Here is a 4,067-nt window from a genome sequence, read left to right as displayed (position 1 = left end):
AACGTCGAGGGGCAGACGATCCACTCGCTGTTCCGGCTGCCGATCGGGCTCATCGCCGACAGCGACCTCGAGGTGCCCGAGCCCGCGCGCCGCATCCTCAACGCCATCGACACCCTCGTGATCGACGAGATCTCGATGGTCAACGCCGACCTGATGGATGCCGTCGACCGCTCTCTGCGGCAGGCCAGGCGTCGTCGCGCGGAGCCCTTCGGCGGCGTGCAGGTGGTCATGTTCGGCGACCCCTACCAGCTCGCGCCGGTGCCGCCGCGCGGCGACGAGCTGCGCTACATCCGCGACCACTACCGCTCGTTCTGGTTCTTCGACGCGCAGGTGTGGGCCGGCCCTGCCGTGGAGCGCGGGGCGATCCGCACCGATGGACTGCTCGACCTCGGCCGTGTCGGCGCTCCGCTGCACGTCGCGGAGCTGCGCGATGTGCACCGGCAGTCCGATCCCGCGTTCCGCGCGATGCTCGGCGCGGTCCGCCACGGCGTGGTGACCGCCGAGATCGCGGGCGCGCTCAACGCCGCGGGAGCGCGCACTCCGCCGGAGCCGGCCGACGGGGAGCCGCCGATCATCACGCTGGCCACGCGCAACGACATCGTGAACCGCATCAACCAGCGCCACCTCGACGCGCTTCCCGGGCCCGTCCAGACCGCGCGGGCTGAGATCAGCGGCGACTTCGGTCGCAGCGACGCCTATCCGGCCGATGTCGAGCTGTACCTGAAGGTCGGCGCGCAGGTCATGTTCCTGCGCAACGACGTGGGCGGATACGGCGGCGACGGGCCGCGCTGGGTGAACGGCTCGATCGGAACGGTGACGCGCATCGCCGGGGCATCCGTCCGTGTCGAGGTCGACGGCGTCGAGCACGACGTCGAGCCCGCCGTCTGGGAGCGGTTCCGCTACGCCTACGATCCGGCGTCGCGTCGGCTGTCGCGGGACATCGTCGCCGAGTTCACACAGTTCCCGCTGCGGCTGGCGTGGGCGGTCACGATCCACAAGTCGCAGGGGAAGACCTACGAGCGCGCGGTCATCGACCTCGGCTCGGGCGCCTTCGCGCCCGGCCAGACCTACGTCGCCCTGTCGCGGCTGACCTCGCTCGACGGCCTCTATCTGTCGCGGCCGCTGCGGCCGAGCGACATCCTGGTCGACGCCGACGTGCGCCGCTTCATGGCCGGCGTGCGGGCCTCGGCCGCAGGCTGAGCCCCGGTGTCCGGGCGGCGGCCGGCGGCTGAGCCTCCGGTGTCCGGGCGGCCTCGGCTCGCGCACGCGTGCCGAGTCACTGTTCCCGCACGCGAGTCACTGGCTTGCTGTCGAGTCACTGCGCTGGAGGGCAGTGACTCGCGGGTTCGGCAGTGACTCGCCGAAGGGGGAGGGGGAGCGGGAGGAGGAGGGGAGCGTGGGTGGTCCGTCTCGCGCGTGCGTGCCGAGTCACTGTTCCCGCACGCGAGTCACTGGCTTGCTGTCGAGTCACTGCGCTGGAGGGCAGTGACTCGCGAGTTGAGTAGTGACTCGCGCAAGCGAGGGCAGTGACTCGCGGGTTGTGACTCGCGAGCACGAGGGGAGGCGCGCGCGGCCCGGTCAGGCCACGCGCGCGGCCTTCGCGGCGGCGAGGTCGGCGAACAGCTCGGTGTTGAACCGATAGGCCACGAGCACTTCGTCGATCACGCGCTCGCGCTCCGCGGCATCCCACGGCGCCGCGTCCAACTGTTCGCGATAGACCTCCTTGAAGGCCTTCGGGTCGGCGATGTCGTGGAAGAGGTAGAAGCCGATGCCGTTGGTCTCGAACCCGAAACGGCGCGCCATAAGCCTGCCGATGAACCTGCCGCCGGAGAGGTCGCCGAGATAGCGCGTGTAGTGGTGCGCGACGAAGCCGCCCGCCCACACCGCACCGACCTGGCGGATGCGCTCCACGTAGCGCCGCGTCGTGGGCAGCGGCTCGATGGCCTTGCGCCAGTCCGGTCCGATCAGGAACTCGAGATCGCTCTCCAATGCAGGGAGCCGGGTGAGCCTGTCGGTGATGAACAGGGATGCCACCGGGTCGGCCTTCATGCGCTCGGCGGCGGCCTCCAGCGCCTCGTAGATGAACCAGTGCTGCGCGACGAGCGCGACGTAGTCCTCGCGGGTGCCGTTGCCGTTCATGAGATCCGCCATGAACCCGGCGTGCTCGCTGTCCGCGTGGGCGGCGCCGGAGCGCTCGCGCAGGGCCGCGGAGAACGGGATCGGTGCGTTCATGCCACCGAGTGTAGCGCGACTTAGGTACAGCTAACCTGAAGGTTACCCATGCGGCCGCGGTGCGATGCCCGAGCGCCGACACGCCTCGTCGTAGAGCGCCACGACCTCTCGGCGCACCTCGCGCCGCTCGCTGATCGGGCCGTTCGGCCAGTCGACGCGCACGAGCTGGGCGCCGCCGTCGGCGGTGACGACGGTCCATTCCCCGCCATCGCCGTCGAACGCGGTCATCGTCGCGCCGACGATATCCACCCCGGGCGCGAACGCGCGGGCGATGAGCACGTTGTCGTCGGCGTGATCGCCGTTCATGTGTCCCAGCACGCCGGCCACCGCGGCGTCGTCGAAGGTGTGCGGCATGCCCTCACGATACGGCGTCGGCCGTGGCATCCTCGTGCGGCCGGTGTGATCTAATTCTCTAGAGTTCCATCAGGGGAGGACATCGGATGCCGCGGTCTGCGATCGTACGACGTCTGGCGGCCGGCGCGGCTGCGCTCGCGCTTGTGCTGTCGGCATCCGCGTGCGCGTCGACCGCCCAGGTGGACGTGGACCTGCCCGCTGCGGCGACGGATCCGCTGCCCGATGAGGTGACGGAGTCGGTGCACGCGGCGGTGGAGCGGGCGATGGCGGCCACCGGCTCGACGGGCGCGATCGTCGGCGTGTGGATTCCGGGGGTGGGCTCCCTGACCGAGGGCATCGGGACCGCATACCCGGACGGGCCCGAGGTCACTGCCGAGATGACCTTCTCGGCGACCTCGACGACGCGTCCGATGATCTGCGACGTGCTCTACGGCATGACCGTCGACGGTCTCGTGTCGCTCGACGACGACATCACCGAGTGGACGGACGATTTCCCCGACCTCAAAGGGGTGACCCTCGGGCAGCTGTGCGACGGGACGAGCGGGATCGGCTCGTTCGCCGGGCAGCTGCAGTCGCGCTGGAGTGCCACCCCGTCGCGCGTCTGGAACCCGCGGGAGCTCGCCTCGTACGGGCTCGGTACGCCGCGCCAGGGTGCGCCGGGAACCGGGTTCCACGACTCCGACACCGGGTACGTGCTGCTCGGCCTTGCGCTCGAGCGCGCCTCCGGGAAGACCGCCGCGGAACTGCTCGACCAGTACGTGTTCGATCCCCTCGACCTGAACGCCACCGCGCTGGCGACCAAGGCGCCGTCGGGAGAGCCTTGGCTCGACGGACTGCGCGTCGGCACGACCCCCGAGGGTGCGGTCGACTGCGCCGCCCCCGTCAAGGTCGCCGCGCTGTCGGCGACCGCGGGATACACCGCCTACGGCGTGGTCACGGACATCGCCGATCTCGGCCGGTACACCCAGGCGCTTGCGACGGGCGCCCGCTCGTACGACTCGGAGGATCGCTTCGACGCGGGTCTTCCCGCCTCCGACGGCGCCCCGACCTGGTTCACGGCGACAGGCGGGGCGTATCAGGCAGGGTCGCTGGTCGGTCAGGCCGGTGCGTTCCAGGGTCAGATCACCGCGGCATTCGCCGACCGGTCCACGGGTGCCACGGTCGCGGTCGTGCTCAACAACGCGAGCGCATCCGCCACGGTCGGCCTCTCGCTCGCATGGGAGCTCGCCGCGATCGTGTCGAAGGTGCCGATCGACGGGGGCACGGCATCGAGCGGCCTGCCCTGGACGGCCGAGCAGTACGCGGCGGCCGTGGACCAGGCCGCGATCTGCCCGCTGCCCTGACCGCCGGCCGACGGCGCGGTCCTCTGCGCCTTCGTGTCGTCTCGGGGCGCCGCGCGCTTCGGTTGGCGCGTCTGGTCGGGTCGCCGGGGGCGGGTTCAAGCTGCTATTGCAACGTTGATTTCGTTTCGTAGTGTCTCA

At 70.8% G+C, this 4,067-nt stretch carries 4 protein-coding genes; 2 read left to right on the top strand and 2 right to left on the bottom strand.

Annotated features, from left to right (window positions below):
* On the top strand, window positions 1-1,200 hold a 1,200-nt coding region (locus QM641_RS12715; protein ID WP_415117053.1), incomplete at its 5' end, for an ATP-dependent DNA helicase.
* 378 nt (window positions 1,201-1,578) lie between these two features.
* Here the strand turns inward: QM641_RS12715 and QM641_RS12710 are convergent.
* Entirely contained in the window at window positions 1,579-2,232 is a 654-nt protein-coding gene (locus QM641_RS12710) for a heme oxygenase (biliverdin-producing) (RefSeq protein ID WP_415117051.1), read from the bottom strand.
* Between the two features lie 42 nt (window positions 2,233-2,274).
* Window positions 2,275-2,586: a DUF2470 domain-containing protein gene (locus QM641_RS12705; RefSeq protein WP_415117049.1), complete on the bottom strand. Its 312-nt coding sequence runs from the start codon at window positions 2,584-2,586 to the stop codon at window positions 2,275-2,277.
* 86 nt (window positions 2,587-2,672) lie between these two features.
* On the opposite strand from QM641_RS12705, the gene QM641_RS12700 reads away from it, so the two are divergent.
* Window positions 2,673-3,929 (top strand): serine hydrolase domain-containing protein, encoded by a 1,257-nt coding sequence (locus QM641_RS12700; protein ID WP_415117047.1) that lies wholly within the window; start codon window positions 2,673-2,675, stop codon window positions 3,927-3,929.
* The last annotated feature ends 138 nt before the right edge of the window (window positions 3,930-4,067 follow it).

Origin of the sequence: Microbacterium sp. (genome assembly GCF_047605725.1) — a bacterium.
Lineage (GTDB): Bacteria > Actinomycetota > Actinomycetes > Actinomycetales > Microbacteriaceae > Microbacterium.
This window is presented reverse-complemented; position numbering and strand designations above follow the sequence as displayed.

Coding starts and splice junctions, on each gene's coding strand:
- QM641_RS12710 (WP_415117051.1), bottom strand. CDS start 2,232: ATGAACGCACCGATCCCGTTCTCCGCGGCCCTGCGCGAGCGCTCCGGC.
- QM641_RS12705 (WP_415117049.1), bottom strand. CDS start 2,586: ATGCCGCACACCTTCGACGACGCCGCGGTGGCCGGCGTGCTGGGACAC.
- QM641_RS12700 (WP_415117047.1), top strand. CDS start 2,673: ATGCCGCGGTCTGCGATCGTACGACGTCTGGCGGCCGGCGCGGCTGCG.